The sequence below is a fragment of the Paenibacillus brasilensis genome (assembly GCF_009363115.1).
Classification (GTDB): Bacteria; Bacillota; Bacilli; order Paenibacillales; family Paenibacillaceae; genus Paenibacillus; species Paenibacillus brasilensis.
The window spans coordinates 1,372,829-1,390,715 of sequence record NZ_CP045298.1 but is presented as its reverse complement, the minus strand read 5'-3'; the positions used below and the strand labels follow the sequence as shown (position 1 = coordinate 1,390,715).

The window sequence follows — 17,887 nt, the reverse complement described above, 5'->3', positions numbered from 1 at the left end:
AGTGTGGCGGGTCACCTACCTCCAATTTGATCAGAAAACAAGGCATTATAGAACCCGCACGGCACATTGCTTTGCTTTACAAGCCTAGTTCGAGGGCGTATGATGGGTTCAAATGAACTTGAAATGGTTTAAAGGGAGGAAAGCAGATGGAGTCTTTTACCCTCACTCGCCGTGATATGGCCCATTTGCTGCTGGCCATGGAAGGTCGCCGCGAATTGCAGCCTTTGGCTGTTCTTCAGGATGCCTGGAGACGGACTCATAGTCAACTGGACCGTTCCGGCAGCACGATGCCAGCATTTTTGTACACAGAAGTGACGCCTGTGTTGGATAAAATCATCAAGGGCAAGCACAGTGCCGCCTTTTCGCTCCAGGAGATCGTTTCGCTAGGTCAATTGGTCGAATATAGCCATGTTTCACTGGCCTCCATGCAAAATTGGGTCAAACGTGATTTCAAGGAATTTCTCGGCGCCCCTAAGATCGGCAAAAAATACTCGGTTAACCAGGCAGCTATTTTGCTCATTGTGGAGGATTTAAAATCATGCCTTGATTTTGAATCCATCCGACAGCTATTTCATATCCTGTTCCAACAGCCTGAAGATGATGCAGATGATCTGATCCAGCCAGTGGATTTGTACGCTGCGTATTCAACCTTGTTTGAGGAGCTGGATGCGAACGGAGATCAACTGCTGGATGTGACAGGGGTCGGGCATGCAAAAGAAAACGGGAATTTTACTACAGGACAGCAGCGTCAGGAAGGTGCCACAGAGGAACTGCTGATTCAGGCAGCTGATCAATACACCCGTCGTTTACCGTATTTGAACTCCAGCCAGCGTGAGGCGGTACGTAATACATTGCTGGTAGCAGCGGTATCGGTGCAAAACAGTTATTTTTTGTCCATGGCACGCCGGTATGTAAATGCGACGTTGTTTCTGGACTTTCAAGGTTAGATCAGGATTGGCATTAGAAGCCGATCCTCTTTTTTTTGCCCTTTTTCGAGTATAGTCTACCCTTTTGGAGACTCAAAAAGTATACAAAAGAGGTATATACACTCAAACGCTGTCAAAGATACAATAAACATATATAATCCAGCAATTGGAAAAACTTTAAATATCCCTTCCAAAGCTTTGGATACACACACAGGAGGTAATGGCATGTCCGATGTCTCCATCATCATTTGTACCCGCAACCGGATCGAAGACCTGACACGCTGTATACAGTCTATTGCAGCACAGCAGCAGCTGGAGCATACGGCTGTAGAACTGCTGATTGTTGATGACGGTGATATTTCCGGCCAACAAGTCGAGCAGTATCGTGACATGGTTTCCGGCTTGCCCCAAGGCGTGCTCAAGTATCATAAAAAAACTCGTCCCGGTGTTTGGCTATCCCGCTATGAAGCCTTGTCTCTCGTGCGGTATGAGATTGTGCTGTATTTTGACGATGATGCTGAACTGGACGATCAACTCTATATCCGGCGCTTGCTCGATACCTATGACCAGGATGAAACGATTGTGGGTGTTGGAGGGATTGCAAAGGGACTACATTCGAGCCGGGCAGGAAAGCTGCTGGGCGTTTTGACATTTCAGATGTCTCCATCCCTCGGCAAACTTTCACCCAGCAGTCTGGCAGGTTCGTTACTGCGTTGGAACGAAGCAACGGAGATATTTGACACCGAATTTTTTCATGGCTGCAATATGTCATTCCGAAAAGATGCGCTTCGGGATATGAAGCCCTACCCGTGGATGACCAGCTATGCTGTGGCTGACGATCTGTATATGTGTCAGTTGGCGAGTCGTTACGGCAAGCTCGTTATAAATCCCGACTTAACCATCATCCATCACGAATCTCCAAGCTCGCGTGATAAGGCGGGCAAGGTAGCCAAGGCTACAGCGATCAACCACTATTATTTTCTCGCTCTGAAAAAGGCGGGAGCCATCCAGTATGGAGCCCTTTTATGGACCTTATCCTACTTGATGCTCAAAGAAACGCTGCGCCGCAATTTTAATGCCGCAGACGGATACATGCAGGGGGTGTTGTTCATTCTGAATCCGCGCAAGCAAAAATACAACGAGTATTTAGGCCCGGCGGTTCAGTAATCTGTTCTACAGACATTTACAGGATAAAGGGGGAGTATGATGTTAAGCTTGTCCATTGCCCTGTGTACCCGAAATCGGATTGACGATCTGACCCGATGCATCAATTCAATTGCGATTGGCGGAGCACCGGAGGGATGTGAAACCGAGCTGTGGGTTATCGACGATGGAGAACTGCCGAAGCATGTGCTGGAGCGTTATGAGCGTCAGTTGGGCAGAGCGGGTATTACCTACCGATATCATCGCAAGGAGCAGCCGGGCTTATGGTTATCGCGTGTGAAGACGGTTGAGCTTGCGCAGGGTGACATTATTTTGTTCCTTGACGATGATGTAGAGTTGCCGAACAACTATTTGACTGAGTTAATGAGTACCTATGAAGCTTATCCGCAAGCCGCTGGTATTGGCGGCATTGCAGAGGGAATGAGCAACAGCTTCATGGGGACGATTCGTTGTCTGCTGTCATTCCAGCAGTCTTGGTCCAAAGGCAGGTTGTCCCTCAGCCGTCAGTCCGGCTCAATGTACAACTGGCACAAGGCGAAAAGGACGTTCAAAACCGAGTTTTTCCATGGGTGTAATATGTCATTTCGCCGAGAGGCCATTCGTGGTCTGGAGCCCGTACCCTGGCTGCAAAGCTATAGCGTAGGAGAGGATCTGTTGCTTTCGCGTATCGCGATGAAAAGCGGCCCATTGTACATCAATCCAGCGCTCACGTTGCTTCATCACGAATCGCCGTCCTCGCGCGACAATATGGAGCAGGTCACTTATATGCGGGTGATGAATCATATTCATCTGCTGCGGGACGAGCGTTCCGGACCGATTGGTTATGCAGCGTTGTACTGGACGACACTGTATCAGATTTTGAGAGAGAAGCCCCGGAAAAACCATGCTGCCATTCAAGGCTACAAAAGAGCGCTAAAGGCGATTTTTTCAAGTCAGGAGGAGCCTCTTGGCGGAGGGCGGCTATCTGAACGCCATTCCAAAAAAATGGCAGGTTAATGGAGGTGCGGCGAAAGGCGCGATGTGAGCGGAAAAAAGGCTTAATAAGGAATGGGAGTTGGACGTGACATGAGCACATGGACAGCAGCAAGGAAAGTATTCACGGGTGACAGTCTTGCCAAAACGATCATGCGTACGAGCTTTAACAATTTTTTTATACTGATCGTTACAACTCTGACTTCTATTCTGACCGCGCGTATGCTCGGAGTAGAGGGGAAAGGGGAGCTGGCAGCGGTTCTGTTTTGGCCAACGCTGATCGGCAGCGTATTGAGCTTCGGTTTGCCAACGTCACTCATTTATAATATTAAGAAAAAAACAGGTACGACAGAAGAATTGCTGTCGCTGTCGCTGTGGATTCAGTTGCCTGCCAGCTTGTTGGCAGGGGCTGTGGCCTGGATATGCATGCCCATGTGGCTGAATGGCTATGGTGCGGATATTATCCAGCTGTCTCAGCTCTATTGTGCGGCAGCGGTACCGCTCGCGGTGCTTACAGCACTGACGACGGCTCTGTCGCAAGGGCTCGATCGCTTTAGCGTCTACAACGGCTTGTTGTTTTACTACCCGTTGCTGAACTTCATCGGGCTGGTGACCCTGTGGTTGATGGGCTTGCTCAATGTGCAGCTGGCAGGGGCTGTGAATTTTGTCGCGAGTTTCCTTGCGTTGGTGTGGGCGTTCCTCCGTTTGCGCAAGCATATGAATTTGCGTGCTTTTCGTCCGTTTACCCGTCGCCAGGTGCTTCGCCCTTATTATAGCTATGGGGCAAGAGTCTACGGGATGGAGTTGATGGGGACCCTGTCGACACAAACAGACAAAATTGTGATTGTGGCGCTGCTGTCTCCCAAAGCTTTCGGCTTATATTCTGTTGTTTACGCCTTGTCGCGCGTATTCAATGTGGTGCAAAACGCTGTCACGAACGTCACTTTTCCCAAGGTAACCGGGATGGAGCACAGCAAGATTGTCGAAACGGTCGGCCGTGCCTTCCGCATCTCGATGGCCGCCATGTTGATCGTCATCGTACCTGCCCTCTTCATTGGACGATATATGTTGGGTTTGCTGTACGGGCCGGCTTTTCTGGAAGCGTCGCTAACGTTCTACCTGCTGTCACTGGAATGTATTATCGGTGGCGGTTCATGGATTCTGGCTTCAGCCTTCAACGCGCTGGGGCGTCCGGGGCTTGTATTGTTCCGACAACTTGTAGCCTATGCGATCACCGTCGGATTGTTTTTTATTTGTACACCGATTTTCGGTCTGGACGGCATCGCCATTGCTTTGCTCGTAGGTGCTTGTGTGCGGTTGGCATTCTCATTGTTTTCGTTCCCTATGTTTTTCAATGTTCCGCTATCACGGATCATTTTTGATAAAAGTGACATCACGTTTGTCATTCAGACTATACAAAAGAAGCGCAGGAAGGGAGAACTGAAAAATGCCGAATTCGCATCCCATGGCTAAACTGAAAAATAAGCTGAGCGTCATTCTCGACGTAGTCCCTCAAGGTTCGAATATCATTTATGTCGATTATCCCGTTTATAATAACGGTGGAGATGTACTCATCATGAAAGGCACCGAGGCGTTCTTCAAGGATAACGGCATTCATGTCCGTGCCCGTTACAGCGCTATGGACATTCCCGATCAGCTCCACATTCCGGGCGACTGGATTATCGTATGCCACGGCGGCGGTAATTTCGGCGATCTGTATTTAAATCATCAAAACTTACGAGAACGTATCGTGCGGGATTTTCCTAATCACCGGATTGTAATCATGCCGCAGACAATCCATTTTCAGTCTGAACAGAAGGCCAATGAGGTCGCTGCTCTGTTCAACGCCCACCCCGATCTACATATGTTTGTGCGGGATACACGCTCTTATCAGTGGGCCAAGGACAAACTGAATCAATGCCATATCACGTTATGTCCTGATATGGCGCACCAGCTCTGGCCGTTAAAGCCGACTACAGTAACAGTGAAGGATGTACTGTACTTCCTGCGTACGGATATTGAAACGGTAGGGGGACAAAAAAAATTCGACGACGAGGCCGATGCAGCCCATCGTCTGGATTGGGATACTTTGTTCACTCCGCTGGAGGTAAAGGGAATTGTCTACTTTCAGAAGTTTTACCGTTTGAACAAAAGGATCGGTGGACCGTTGCCAACGCGTACATTCTGGTACAAGTACACTGACCATCTTATGAACAAGGCGGTCACGCTGTTCAGTTCTTACCGCGAGGTTCGCACCTCACGGCTGCACGGTCATATTCTGGCCTGTCTGCTCGATATGCCGCATGTAGTCATTGATAATTCTTATGGAAAAAATTCGCAATATTATAATACCTGGACTCAGCCAAATCCCAAAGCGAGGCTGTTTAACGATGCACCTGACGCACTGGAGCAGCTGTCTTAAAGGTAGGCAATATTATTATTGAAATGTCGCTTTGAACGTACGGAAACTCTAAAAAAACCTCCTGACCCTTTGTGGTATAGGAGGGTTTTAGCTTGGTGCTCTTATAGACGTGATGTGAAAAAATGTATAATAATCAAAGAAACAAGAAGATGATTGGAAAAATGTTTACATAAATGTAATTGTAAACATTTGGGTTTTCATTTTAATGAATCTTAATCACGGTATATTGGATTTTAAAAATGTCTACGTAAACGTAATTAACTACGTTTACGTAGACATTTTTAATTTGATGTTGTTGACAGAAATCTACAACTCTTTTTTGTATGAATATGAGGTTACAATGATATATGGGTAGTACCAGCGAAGCTGACACTACCCGCAAAGTAAATGTAATTAAACGGGAAATTATAACCTCTCTGGCAACTTAATATTTTTTGTCTATCTGCTCTTTTAGTATTTCTATATGCTTACTGAGCAATTCTATTTTTCTTTGGAATAATTTATTTGTTTTTCTTATTTTAAAGAGGTAGATCAACGCACATGAACATATAAAAATATGAATAAAGCAGAACCAGTAGATTATGGTTACAGATATAGTCCAGGTCCCTATTAGAATCCTCTCCTTACTTCGATTTTGTTAGTTGGGTTGTTTCTGCTAAAATCTCATCTAATTGATGCATAGCTTTGTTTTTTTTAAAAATGTTAATGATAAAAATAAGCGCAAAAATTAAGAGCAGTATTTCACTTCCTAAGAGAAAAAGTAGAGACATTTCATGAAAAAATAATTCATCGAACATAGAGATTACCTCCAATTTTAATAATATTTGACATATAAAGCTATAATATGTTAATTTTCAATAGCATCATACCATATTAGAGGAGGAAGAACATGAAAAAAGTTAGCATCTGCAATATTGTCCGCTTCTCTTTTACTTTCAGTGGCACCCGTTAGTTTTGCAAGTGGGGTCCCTTCTGTTACATCTTCAAGTCAGGATTTAGATAAGATATCTGATCATTTAAATGATTTGGGTCTTTCTAAAGAGGTACAACAAAGTCTAATAGAAAAGATTAAAGCAGGTGAACTTCCTGATTCTGACAATCCAGAAAAAAAAGGTACTGGTATTACAAGTGAAATAGAATCATCAGATGGTTTGAAAATACAAAGAACCACATTTCCTGATGGTTCCGTAATCCAGTCAACAATAGATCTTACAAACGCGAAAATAAAGGAAGAACATGTTATTACTCCAAATGATGTTTCAGGGGGATATGCCTCAGGAGGATCTGAAACAGAAAAGGCTTCCTCCAAGTTAAATAAACTCTGGGGAGCCTTTTACATAAATTAAATATCAATTTTCCTTAAAGTACATTCTAAGAGCCTCATTAATAATGCGAGTTCCCTCTTTTTTTTCCTTTTTCCCTTCTGCGCCTTCCTCATCAAAGCTTTTTTTAAAATCATTTTCTAACCGCACTGTATCCCGTTTATATAATTCTTCAAATTGCTTCTTTCTAGGCTTCACAGGTTTACTTTCAAAAGAAGTGTCTATATAAAAAATTTGTGCAACAAGAAAAAAATAGTATTTTATCATAAACAAGTGATATAAATTATTTAGTTAAGCTGGTGAACAATTAAGCTCATGAATATTTAATGGCTAGAATTTCAGAAAAAAAGATACGAACTATAGCTTAGAGAAGTAAGTTGACAATAAATTTTCAATACAAGTGTTAATATGATCGTGTAACGAATACAGCAGCGGAGAGGGCGGAATCGTTCTGAAGAAGCGTCAGCGTTTGCCTTTGCCCCCGGAGTTCTACCTTGAAAATTTTAATCGGGAAATCCGGGGGCAACAGCAATCGGAAGAATGATCCGTCCGCGTAGCGACCGCTATTGCGCCAATCTCTCTCCTACCGCTTTATTTTGACAATTCATTTCATAGATAGATATAATTTATGGGACAAAACTTGCGGAAAACCGGGGAATTTCCCGGCTTTTGCAGTACATCATATGATCATATATTTATTTAAATGAATCGAGGCTGACAAATGAGCAATCAATCTATAGACATGCTTCTTACCAAGGATATCGTGCGTGAAGGGGAACCAATTTTGCGTACGAAGGTTGATCCGGTATGCTTGCCGCTGTCTGAAGAGGACCTGCAACAGATGCAATGGATGCTGGATTATCTGAAAAATAGCCAAAATGAAGAACTGGCCACCCGCTATGAGCTGCGCCCGGGTGTAGGGCTGTCCGCTAACCAGGTAGGTCTGAATAAAAGAATGTGCGCTATCTATTATGAGGATGGAGACCAAACGATAGAGTATGCGCTGTTTAATCCGAAGCTGGTCAGCCACTCCACATCCATGATTTATTTGGAACAGGGTGAAGGATGCTTGTCAGTGGATCGTTACATAGCCGGATATGTTCCGCGTTATGAAAAAATTCGCGTTAAGGCCTATTTGCCGGATGGAACCCAGGAACTATTGACCTTCAAAGGTTATGCAGCGATTGTAGTACAGCATGAAATGGACCATTTGGACGGTATTATGTTCTATGACCGCATCAACCCGGAAGATCCGCATAAGCTTCCGCAGGGAGTGCATATTGAACCTTTTGCGCGTAAATAGTTCATGATCCGTAAAGTGTGGTGACTTCGTTCGCCACATTTTTAATTTGCAAGAAAATATGGATATACATGTTGCGAAGCTTTAAACTGGAACCATATACGTCGTGATGGAATTTGAGGTATACATGAAAATGTAAGCGCTTATCTTACTGGAGGGATGGCATGTATCGTGGAGTACGGCATCTGATGAACAATATGCGTATGCGGAATAAGCTGCTCTTCTCCTACGTGTTAATTGTCATAATCCGGTGCTGGTGGTGGGCGGCTGTGTTACTTTTTATTTGCGTCAGCAGGCACTGGACAGTGCGATTGCCCAGGCGGTAAACAATGTGGAAAAAATCAAGAGCCAGACTGCAAATTTACTGCGCGTGCCAACGGATAATTCAAATGGACTCATGTTCGATAAAAGGCTGAAGGAAATGGCGAACCGTCGTTATTCGGGCATGGTTGAGCTAATGAATGCGTACCATCAATACAAGGATTTTAATGAGTATACACAGCAGTATCGAGAAATTGCTACTATTCGGTTTTATTCGTACAATCCGACGCTTGTCAATAATCTGGAATTTATTCCTGTGGAATCCAGCACTGAGCAGCGCCAATGGTTCCAGGCCGCCTTGGAGGGGACGGCGATTAACTGGTTTTATATTCAGGATAAGGAGGATAATCCGGTCCATCGCTTGAGTCTGGTGCGGCAAATTCCGTTTCCCGAATACAATACCAAGGGAGTTCTGATGATAGCGTTGAGTCAGACGGAGCTGAATCATATGCTGAGCAAGGAGCCGTTTGAAACACTGATTGCCGATCACAACGGGATTGTGGTTGCAGCAACTGATCCGCAGTCGGTGGGTCAGACGTTGGCGGATTTGCATTTGGGCTTTGACGTCCAGCGTGCGGGTAAGGGTATATATGAGGCAAAAATAAACGGAAAGCCCTCGAACATTATTGTAGATGAGCTACTGCCAACCTCAAGTGTGACTGGATTCACAATTATTTCGGTGTTTTCGACGGAACATATCGTACAGGGGGCGAACCGGATCAGCCTGATTGGTGCTTTGTGTGTTCTTGCGGTACTGATCATGGCGCTGATTTTAATTACCATCATTTCCTGGCTTATTACCAAACGACTACAACGGTTGAGCTATGAATTGGGTAAAGTAGCCTCAGGCGATTTCCATGTGGTGTCAAGTGTGGAGGGAAGGGACGAGATCGGGGATTTATCCCGCCGTTTCAACTATATGGTGAGCAGCATCCGCCAACTCATGACGCAGGTCTATGAAGCGAGTGAGCATAATAACAGGCTCGAGCTGGCACAAAAGGACATCAAGCTCAAAATGATGGCCAGTCAAATAAATCCCCACTTCCTGTTTAATGCACTGGAGTCGATCCGAATGAAAGCACACCTGAACGGGGAAGCCGAGATTGCAACGACGGTGCGTTTGCTTGGCAAGCTGATGCGACGGAATCTGGAGATTGGCAGCGGTAAAACGACGATACGTCAGGAACTGGATATGGTGCGCTCCTATTTGCAAATTCAGCAGTTCCGATTCGGAAATCGTTTGATCTATGAAGTGAATCTGGAAGAACAGGCTGAGGACATGTCTATTCCTCCTTTAAACATACAGCCGTTGGTGGAGAACGCAGTTATTCATGGCCTTGAAAACAAGGAGAGCCGGTTACGGTAAGAAGTGGATATTACGATGGAACTGCGGGAGCTGCACATTAAAGTAGCGGATGATGGAATTGGCATGGAAGCAGCTTACTGGCCAGCTTACTGGCACGTATCAAGGGAACGGATGAGCCGGAAGGAAGTAGTATTGGTCTGCGTAATGTCCACCAACGTCTAACGTTGATGTATGGTGAACGTTACCGTTCCATTTTCTCATATTAAGCGGATATGCAGACTTTGATTATGCCCGGCAAGCCATGGGCTTCGGGGTAGATAGTTATTTATTGAAGCCTGTTGATGAGGAAGAAATGACAACAGAGCTGAAACGGGTACGCCGTAGCATTGAGGACGAAAAAGAAAACGGCAAGTGGGGAGGTGCTTCTCATCATGGGCGTGATTGGATCGAGGCACTGCTATTTTCAGTTCAAGAGAATTTAGCTAAACGCGATGCAATAGAATTCGGCAGTCCTCTGGATGAATGGACGCGACAAGCCAAACAGCACGGGCAGCATCAGGTGCTGCCTGCTTTGGATTGGGGCAGCTATCAAGTCATTCTGCTGGATCTGCGGATACCTGACTGGGATCGCCAAGCCCGGCAAGCGGCAGCCAACAGCATCTGGCGGAGATGTACCGGGAGCAGGGCAGAGGTGTGGTATTTGAGACCGGAATCTATACGGGCCTGCTGCTTCCCGCTACGGTCAAAACGAAGGAAAACGCTGTTCAGATGCTGGCATCCTGGCGGCAAAAGCTGAAGCCGTGGGCAACAGAGATTTACGTGGCAGCCGGTGATCCGGTGGCGGAATTAACCGATATTCCCGCTCTTTTGAACAGGCACTGAGGTTATTGGAGCGTACTTTTCTGTTTGGGATGGAGAGAGTGATGCTCCCCAGTGATCTGCACCCATTGGAAGCAATGAATACCGGAATGGACGAAGCGTCCAATAAAACAGCAGATCCCGTGCGTTACGCAGAGAAGCTTTACTATGCGCTGGATATGGCAAGCCGGGAAGCAGCGTTGCGTGTATTAAAGGAAATGGCTGTTCAATTTCCACAGGCTTATGGTACAGAAGCTGCAATCAAGGCGGCATTTGCCCAGACATTTACATTGGCACTGAACAAGTATGTGGCTGGACAGGATCAGAGCCGAGCGGTGTTGGAGGACCATTCCAGCTTGATTACCGATGTATATGCCTATTCTACATTGGGCGAACTGGTCGATCACTCGGTGGAGCATATATTACAATGGATAGGTCAGACGGACTCGGGCGGCAAGGAGATCATTATGAAGCAAATGCTGGACTTCATACATAGTCACTATAATGAAAATTTGCGGCTGGAGTTATTGGCAGACATGTTCAACTACAACAGTGGTTATTTAGGTAAACTGTTCAAAAGCCATACCGGCGAGGCTTTTAATGCCTACCTGGATAAATTAAGGATTGAGCGAGCCAGGGAATTACTTGCACAGGGGATTAAGGTGCATCAGGTAGCAGGTCGTGTGGGGTATGCGAATGCTGATTACTTCCATAGCAAATTCAAAAAGTATGCAGGCATGTCGCCTTCCTCCTACCGTAATCGGGTTCAGAAGAACGGAGGAACGGATGGCTAATAGATTCTCTAGGCTGCACTCTACAAAGTCTCTCGTGCAGATGTCGAAGAAGGTTCTCTGACATCTGCACGAGAGATTTTTTTGCGCAGAAAATATGCAGATCAATCGAAAAAGTCACACTTATTAGTGGTTTTGGGCTGATTTCAAAAATTCGCCATCGTTACGACACAACTTTGACACGATGTTCACACTTTCGATTCTATTTCATTCAAATCTATTCTATATAATGTTGTTATTCTGAAGTCGGGTCATGAAATCAATGGCGAAAGTGACTGGGCAAGCCATTCTTAAAAAATGATCAGTTCATATGCAAAAATGTGAATATTATCACAAAGATGGATTATTGGCTTCGGAGACTCATTTATCAATCGTTCTTAGGAGAAGTACAGGGGGAGGAATAACATCATGGACGTATTAGAATTGGCACGAATGCAGTTTGCGACAACGACGATTCTGCACTTTGTTTACGTGCCGATCTCCATTGGATTGTCATTGTTGGTGGCGATCATGGAGACCATGTATGTAATCAAAAAAAATGATTTGTACAAAAAAATGGCTCAATTTTGGGGGACGTTTCTGCTAATCAACTTTGCAGTCGGCGTGGTCACCGGGATTTTACAGGAATTTCAGTTCGGGATGAACTGGTCGGACTTTTCCCGTTTTGTTGGAGATGTATTTGGTACGCCGCTGGCGATTGAAGCGCTGCTTGCCTTTTTTCTGGAATCCACCTTTATCGGCTTATGGGTATTCGGTTGGGAAAGGTTGTCCAAGGGTGTCCATTTAACTTGTATGTGGCTGGTTTCCATCGGTACGATGCTCTCGGCTTTGTGGATTCTGGCTGCCAATTCATTCATGCAGCGTCCCGTAGGATATGTGATCGAAAATGGACGTGCAGAAATGCAGGATTTCGCTGCTTTGTTAACGAACGAGCAGCTTTTGTGGGAGTATCCTCACACCATATTTGCTGCCATTGCAACCGGGGCTTTCCTCGTAGCGGGTATTAGTGCATGGAAGCTGATGCATAAAAAGAATATGGACTTTTTTAAGCCTTCTTTTAAGTTGAGTATTGTTGTTGCACTAATCAGTGCTATTGCTATTCCTTTGTTTGGTCATGGACAGGCTCAATATTTGATCAAAACACAACCCATGAAGATGGCTGCCAGTGAAGCCTTGTGGGGAAAAAGTGGCGACCCGGCGCCTTGGACGGTTATTGCAGGTATTGATCCGGAAAAGCAGGAAAATACCTTTGAAATTAAAGTCCCTTTTGCACTGAGCTTTCTGTCGTATAGTAAGTTTTCCGGCTCTGTGCCTGGTATGAAGGAGCTTCAGGCGCAGTATGAAAAAACCTACGGTCCGGGTGATTATATTCCGCCAGTACGCACTACCTTCTGGAGCTTCCGTATTATGATTGCGGCCGGATGTGCCATGATCGCACTCGCTTTATACGGTGCTTACCTGAGCTTTCGCAAAAAATTGGAGGGCTCGCATCGGTGGTTCTTCCGTCTTATGCTGTGGGGGATATCGCTCCCATTCATTGGGAATACGGCGGGTTGGATTATGACTGAAATGGGGCGCCAGCCATGGACTGTGTTTGGTTTGCTTCAAACGAAGGATTCTGTTTCACCTACCGTTGTGGCAGGAGAAGTGCTGTTCTCACTGATTGCGTTTACGACGCTGTATGTCGTTTTGACAGGTGTATTGGCATTCCTGTTCGTTCGTACAGCTCGCAAAGGTCCGGATATCGAGCCGCATCAGCATACGGTAATTCATGATCCATTTGCTCAAGGAGGTGACACCAATGTCGCTAAATGATTTATGGTTTTTGTTGATTGCTGTGCTATTTACAGGCTTTTTCTTTCTGGAGGGCTTCGATTTTGGCGTAGGGATGGCTACAGGTTTAGTCCCCCGTAACGACCAGCAAAAACGCTTGATGATCAATACGATTGGTCCGTTCTGGGATGCCAATGAGGTATGGCTGATCACAGCGGCCGGTGCGATGTTTGCCGCTTTCCCACACTTTTATGCGACCATGTTTAGCGGATATTACCTGGTATTTGTGTTCATTCTGCTAGGTTTGATCTTACGCGGGGTTTCCTTTGAATTCCGTGGCAAGGCAGAAGGCAAGTGGTGGACAGGAACGTGGGATGCTTGCATTCTGATAGGCAGCTTCCTGCCGCCTATGCTGTTCGGTGTGGCTTTTGCAGCTTTGGTGAGAGGTGTACCTATCCAGCAAAACATGGATTTAAAAGCCGGATTTTCCGATGTGTTCAATGGATATACGGTATGGATCGGACTGACAGTGGTCGGGATGTGCCTGATGCATGGACTGACGTTTGTTTCTCTGCGGACGGTCGGAGAGGTGAGGGATCGTGCTCGTGTGATCGCGTCCAAATTCCTGCCGATATTAGGTGTTTTACTCGCCGGAATGGTGGTATGGACTTATTTTGCAACCGATGTATTCGCACGTCGTGGTCCCTTTATGTATGCGGCGGTCGCAGTCGGAATGGTCGCTTATGTGCTGGCCTGGTATTTCCTGAAGCAGCGCCGCGAAGGCTGGGCCTTCGGGATGACGGGTGCCTTGATTTTGCTGACCTTCGTTTCATTATTCGTCGGCTTGTTCCCGAGATTTATGGTGAGTTCAATCAACAGTGCATTTGATCTGACGATTTATAATGCAAGCTCCAGTCATTACACACTGAAAGCCATGACGATTGTTGCAGCAACGCTTTTACCCTTTGTATTGGCTTATCAGGCATGGAGCTACTTTGTTTTCCATAAGCGTCTTAGTGAAAAGGATCATTTGGAATATTAATGGATAAAGCATGGTTTGAATTAAAGGGCATTCGGCCGGTAATGCTGCTGCTGGCCGCCTTTTCCCTTCTCCAGGGGGCCGCTGTGATTGCACAAGCGACTTTTTTGGCGAAGGCAGTGACGATTTTATTTAATAAAAATCCGCTGGTGATGGCCTGGCCGTCACTGGCTTTGTTTTTGGCGGCTTTTGCAGCAAGGCATACGGTGATCTGGCTGCAACGTCGAACAGCAGGCCGTTTCGCCGAAGCAGCAGGCGCTTCCTTGCGGGAGCGTCTGCTTGCACGTTTGTTCGAGCGTGGGCCGGGCTTTGCGGCGAAGGAAGGCAGCGGCAAGCTGGTAACGCTGGCGCTGGACGGTGTGGATCGTTTTCGCACGTATTTGGAGCTGTCCATCCCTCGTATGATTGACATGATGGCTGTAACTTTACTTGTGCTTGTATATGTTTTCACATTGGATGTCATTTCAGGTATCATTTTGACGACTACGATGCCGATCCTGGTGGGCTTTTTTATTTTGCTCGGCTTGGCGGCGCGGAAGCAGGCAGACAAGCAGTGGCGTTCCTATCGTCTGCTATCGCACCATTTCACGGATTCGCTGCGTGGGCTACAGACCTTACGATTTCTGGGCCGCAGTCGAGAGCATGGGGAGACTGTCGGGAAGGTCAGTGACCAGTACCGGGCGGCAACGATGCGTACGCTGCGAGTAGCGTTTCTTTCCTCGTTTGCTCTCGACTTTTTTAGCATGCTGTCGGTTGCTTTTGTAGCGGTAGGCTTGGGTCTGCGCCTGATTAGTGGATCGGTCGGCCTGGAGGCAGCGCTTATGATACTTATTTTGGCCCCGGATTATTTTATGCCGATTCGTCAGCTGGGATCAGACTATCATGCCTCACTGGATGGCAAGGAGGCTTGGGGGGCGATGCGCTCTATTCTGACCAAAGATGAGCGAAATATCCATACCGCAGAGATATTCACGAGTGGAGACAACGAGGTTCATGCTAAGGGCGAAGGTAATGGCGGCAGAGATAATGGTCCAGCCATCACAGGGCAGGAAACCCTGAGGCTGTCGGATGTGTGCCTCCTCAATGAGGACGGCTCCGCGAGGCTTGACCATGTATCTGCAAACATCGAGCCGCACATGAACATGATCGGCATTGTCGGAGCCAGCGGTGCAGGTAAAACAACGCTGCTCAGCTTACTGGGCGGCTTTGTCGACCCGACTTCGGGCGAGCTGAGTCTGAATGGATGCCCTTTGGCCGGTGATGCCAAAGCTGAATGGCAGCGGCATATTGCCTATATTCCACAGCATCCATATCTGTTCAGCGCTTCTCTGGCAGATAATATCCGCTTCTATGAGCCGGAGGCATCCAATGATCAGGTGGAATGGGCGATTGACGCGGTAGGACTTCGCGAGCTGGTGGATGGACTTCCAGGTGGGCTGGAAGAGCCTATCGGTGAAGCAGGACGGACGCTGAGCGGAGGTCAAGCGCAGCGAATTGCATTGGCGCGTGCTTTGCTGAGCAATCGTCCGGTCATTTTATTGGATGAGCCAACAGCACATCTGGATATTGAGACGGAATGGGAGCTGAAGCAGACGATTTTGTCCGTTTTGCAGCACAAAAAAATGCTTCTCGCAACCCATCGACTTCATTGGATGCCGGATATGGACTGTGTTTGGGTGATGAATCAAGGTCGTTTGGAAGAAGCGGGCTCGCATGAGCAATTGGTTGCCCAGAAGGGAATGTATTTCCGGCTACTTACAGGAACAGCGCAAGGAGGGGACGGACGATATGAGAGCGACGGACAATAGCGGTCAAGGCTGGTTTGTGTCTTATTTGAGACAATATTTCTGGGCTTTTCTGGCGGCGGCGATTTTGGGCGCACTGGCGATTGGATGTGCAGGCGCGTTGCTCTTTACGTCCGGTCACCTGATTACCCGATCGGCGTTAAAACCGGAAAATATATTGATGGTGTACGTGCCGATAGTGCTTGTACGAACCTTCGGCTTTAGTAAAGCGGTCATTCAATACCTGGAGCGCTTGGTAGGACATGAGGCAGCGCTGCGCCTGGTGTCCCGTATGCGGGTAAGACTGTATCGGGCAGTGGAGCCGCAAGCACTGATGATCCGCAGCAAATTCCGTACAGGGGACCTGCTGGGACTGCTTGCTGAGGATATTGAGCAGCTTCAAAATATCTATTTGAAGCTGGTCCTGCCTGCCTTATCGGCATTGCTCATTTATGCAATAGGCATTTCAGCACTGGGGTGGATGGACGGAACATTTGCTCTGCTCATGGCGCTGTATTGTGCATTTCTGCTTTTTATCGCCCCGGCCATCTCACTGTGGGCTTCGCTCGCCAAACGGCGAACGTTCAAGCAGGAACGGAGCAAAGCTTATCAGGAGCTGACCGATGCTATCTTCGGCATGAGTGATCTGGTGTTGAGCGGACGGACCGGGCATTTCCTGGGCTCCTTTACACAGCGTCAAAACAAGGCTGCTATGGTGGAAAATTCGCTTCGGCGGGGCGAATGGCGCTCCCATTGGATTGCACAATGCGTGGTAGGCGGCGGAATTGTGATCATGACCGTATGGGCCGGAGGACTGGTAGCACAAAATGGTCTTGAGGCAACATGGCTGGCCTCCTTTGCACTTGTCGCCTTTCCGCTCTTGGATGCCTTTGTACGGGCTGGAGAAGCGGTGGTGCATGCACCGGAGTATCAGGATTCACTACGACGGTTGAAAGATTCGGAAAAACATACACCTATAACTGCTGTATCTGCACCGTTTTCGGCCTCGGCTTCTGTGCATACAGGGCAGCAAGCAGCAGGAGGCACAGCAGACCAAATAGAGGCGGAACATGTTACCGCCCAGCTATCGGGCAACGCAGGTGAGCTGCTGCTGAACAACGTGAGCTACCGCTATACAGCAACGCAAGAATGGAGCGTGCACCATATTTCCTTGCGTGTGCCGCAGGGAGGCAAGGTTGCGCTGCTTGGTCGCAGCGGTGCGGGGAAGTCCACGCTGCTGAATCTGATTCAGGGAGCGTTGCAGCCGGATGAAGGGAGTGTAACTGTCGCAGGTGTACCCGTATATACCGGTGGGGCATACTCCAGCTTGTTTGCGGTGTTAAACCAGCAGCCGTATTTGTTTGATACGACGGTAGCTAACAATATTCGGCTGGCGCGCCCCGATGCTTCGCTGGAAGAGGTTCGTGCAGTAACGGAGCAGGTGGGGCTTGGAGCCCTGATTGATTCTTTACCGGAGGGCTACGATACCCGGATGCAGGAAACGGGCCTACGTTTTTCGGGTGGAGAAAGACAGCGCATTGCCCTGGCGCGAATTTTGCTGCAAAATCACCCGATTGTTTTACTGGATGAGCCAACGGTGGGGCTTGATCCACTGACAGAGCATGCACTCATGCAGACGATGTTTCGGGTGCTGGAGGGCAAAACATTGGTCTGGATCACGCACCATCTGACGGGAATGGAGCATATGGACGAGGTGATCTTTATGGAAAAAGGTGTAATTTCCATGCGAGGCAGTCATGCACAGCTTTGGCAGGAGCAGGCCCGATACCGTAATCTGTACGAGCTGGATCATCCGCGTCTGTGAAAATGTGTGGGCAAGGTATTTAAAATTTTGATTTATTTATATATACTGAGTAGAGTTGATGTGCCACATGCGGACAATCAACTG

At 47.3% G+C, this 17,887-nt stretch carries 13 protein-coding genes and 2 pseudogenes; 13 read left to right on the top strand and 2 right to left on the bottom strand.

The features are described 5' to 3' along the window. The first annotated feature begins 146 nt into the window (after window positions 1-146). The 5 genes from GCU48_RS06545 (at window position 147) to GCU48_RS06525 (ending at window position 5,484) form a co-directional block, all read left to right on the top strand. Window positions 147-947 carry a DUF1836 domain-containing protein gene (locus tag GCU48_RS06545; protein WP_152379469.1) on the top strand — a complete coding sequence of 267 codons (801 nt, stop codon included), beginning with the start codon at window positions 147-149 and terminating at the stop codon, window positions 945-947. 204 nt (window positions 948-1,151) lie between these two features. Beyond that, window positions 1,152-2,093, top strand: a complete 942-nt coding sequence (locus tag GCU48_RS06540; RefSeq protein ID WP_152379468.1) for a glycosyltransferase family 2 protein — start codon at window positions 1,152-1,154, stop codon at window positions 2,091-2,093. Window positions 2,094-2,132: 39 nt separating this feature from the next. Continuing rightward, the gene (locus GCU48_RS06535) at window positions 2,133-3,086 is read left to right on the top strand and encodes a glycosyltransferase family 2 protein (protein WP_152382118.1); all 954 of its coding nucleotides are present in this window, start codon (window positions 2,133-2,135) and stop codon (window positions 3,084-3,086) included. Window positions 3,087-3,155: 69 nt separating this feature from the next. Beyond that, complete coding sequence (locus GCU48_RS06530; protein WP_152379467.1) at window positions 3,156-4,535, top strand: lipopolysaccharide biosynthesis protein; 1,380 nt, start codon at window positions 3,156-3,158, stop codon at window positions 4,533-4,535. After that, window positions 4,510-5,484 (top strand): polysaccharide pyruvyl transferase family protein, encoded by a 975-nt coding sequence (locus tag GCU48_RS06525; RefSeq protein WP_152379466.1) that lies wholly within the window; start codon window positions 4,510-4,512, stop codon window positions 5,482-5,484. Before GCU48_RS06530 ends, GCU48_RS06525 begins: the two co-directional genes overlap by 26 nt. A 623-nt stretch (window positions 5,485-6,107) precedes the next feature. Here the strand turns inward: GCU48_RS06525 and GCU48_RS26790 are convergent. Next, window positions 6,108-6,281: a hypothetical protein gene (locus tag GCU48_RS26790; RefSeq protein ID WP_167518655.1), complete on the bottom strand. Its 174-nt coding sequence runs from the start codon at window positions 6,279-6,281 to the stop codon at window positions 6,108-6,110. A gap of 117 nt (window positions 6,282-6,398) precedes the next feature. On the opposite strand from GCU48_RS26790, the gene GCU48_RS06520 reads away from it, so the two are divergent. Beyond that, window positions 6,399-6,830, top strand: a complete 432-nt coding sequence (locus tag GCU48_RS06520) for a hypothetical protein (RefSeq protein WP_244316100.1) — start codon at window positions 6,399-6,401, stop codon at window positions 6,828-6,830. 3 nt (window positions 6,831-6,833) lie between these two features. Here the strand turns inward: GCU48_RS06520 and GCU48_RS26785 are convergent, their stop codons facing one another. Beyond that, window positions 6,834-7,004: a hypothetical protein gene (locus GCU48_RS26785; protein ID WP_208811967.1), complete on the bottom strand. Its 171-nt coding sequence runs from the start codon at window positions 7,002-7,004 to the stop codon at window positions 6,834-6,836. 523 nt (window positions 7,005-7,527) lie between these two features. Between GCU48_RS26785 and def the strand changes: the two genes are divergently transcribed. The 7 genes and pseudogenes from def (at window position 7,528) to cydC (ending at window position 17,803) form a co-directional block, all read left to right on the top strand. Next, on the top strand, window positions 7,528-8,109 hold the full coding sequence (def, locus tag GCU48_RS06515; protein WP_025717987.1) for a peptide deformylase: 582 nt from the start codon (window positions 7,528-7,530) through the stop codon (window positions 8,107-8,109). Between the two features lie 161 nt (window positions 8,110-8,270). Next, window positions 8,271-9,978: pseudogene (locus tag GCU48_RS06510) on the top strand (cache domain-containing sensor histidine kinase); the annotation flags it as partial. Continuing rightward, window positions 9,978-11,385 (top strand): annotated as a pseudogene (locus tag GCU48_RS29485) (response regulator transcription factor); the annotation flags it as partial. The pseudogenes GCU48_RS06510 and GCU48_RS29485, both read left to right, overlap by 1 nt. Window positions 11,386-11,790: 405 nt before the next feature. After that, window positions 11,791-13,197 (top strand): cytochrome ubiquinol oxidase subunit I, encoded by a 1,407-nt coding sequence (locus tag GCU48_RS06500; protein WP_025717988.1) that lies wholly within the window; start codon window positions 11,791-11,793, stop codon window positions 13,195-13,197. Next, window positions 13,184-14,197 (top strand): cytochrome d ubiquinol oxidase subunit II, encoded by a 1,014-nt coding sequence (gene cydB / locus GCU48_RS06495; RefSeq protein ID WP_152379465.1) that lies wholly within the window; start codon window positions 13,184-13,186, stop codon window positions 14,195-14,197. The genes GCU48_RS06500 and cydB overlap by 14 nt, the downstream gene beginning before the upstream one ends. After that, window positions 14,197-16,002, top strand: coding sequence for a thiol reductant ABC exporter subunit CydD (gene cydD, locus GCU48_RS06490; protein WP_152379464.1), 1,806 nt, complete (start codon window positions 14,197-14,199; stop codon window positions 16,000-16,002). Before cydB ends, cydD begins: the two co-directional genes overlap by 1 nt. Then, window positions 15,983-17,803, top strand: coding sequence for a thiol reductant ABC exporter subunit CydC (gene cydC, locus GCU48_RS06485; protein WP_152379463.1), 1,821 nt, complete (start codon window positions 15,983-15,985; stop codon window positions 17,801-17,803). The genes cydD and cydC overlap by 20 nt, the downstream gene beginning before the upstream one ends. Window positions 17,804-17,887 lie beyond the last annotated feature (84 nt).